1 protein-coding gene and 1 pseudogene are annotated in these 705 nt (G+C 75.0%); both read left to right on the top strand.

Annotated elements, in window-relative coordinates:
• Positions 1-439 (top strand): type II secretion system F family protein (locus tag ACXAID_RS28300; protein ID WP_475025461.1); only part of this gene is annotated, 439 nt, incomplete at its 5' end.
• Positions 436-705 (top strand): annotated as a pseudogene (locus ACXAID_RS28305) (type II secretion system F family protein); the annotation flags it as partial. The gene ACXAID_RS28300 and the pseudogene ACXAID_RS28305, both read left to right, overlap by 4 nt.

Genomic DNA, 705 nt, shown 5'->3' on the forward strand with positions numbered 1-705 from the left:
GGGTGGCCCCGTGGGCCGCTCGCTGACCGCGGTGGCGGCGCGGGCGTTGGTCGGCGCCGACGTGGGCGCCGGTCTGCGCGCGGAAGGGCAGCGCAGCGCCGCGCCCGGGCACTGGGAGCGGCTGGCGGTGTGTTGGGAGCTCGCACACGATCACGGCCTGGCGATCGCGGCGCTGATGCAGACCGCCCAGCACGACATCGCCGAACGGGAGCGGTTCGCCCACCGCGTCGATGCCGGCATGGCGGGTCCGCGCACCACCGCTGCGATCCTTGCCGCGCTGCCGGTGCTGGGGATCGCGCTCGGGCACCTGCTCGGCGCGGATCCGGTGGGATTCCTGCTGTCCGGGGGTGCTGGTGGGTGGCTGCTGGTCACCGGAACGGCGTTGCTGTGTTGCGGTCTGATGTGGTCGGACTCGATCCTGTCCGGGGCGCTCTCATGATGTGGGCGGCCGCGTTCCTCGCGGCTTCGCTGCTGGCCTGGCCTCGGCCGGCGATGGCCAGGGTAGGGCTCGGAGTGCAGGTGTCGCCCGGCGCCGCGCGCCGGGCCCCCGGACACGACGAGCTGGACACGGCTGGGGCGCTCGAACTTCTGGGTGCGTGTCTGCGATCGGGGATGGCGGTCTCGAGCGCCGCTGCGGCGGTCGCGGCCTCGGCCCCCGCCGAGCTGGCGGCCGTGTTGCGGCGAGCGGCCGATCTGCTGGCGCTG

The organism is Mycobacterium sp. ABE4_509 (genome assembly GCF_056160785.1).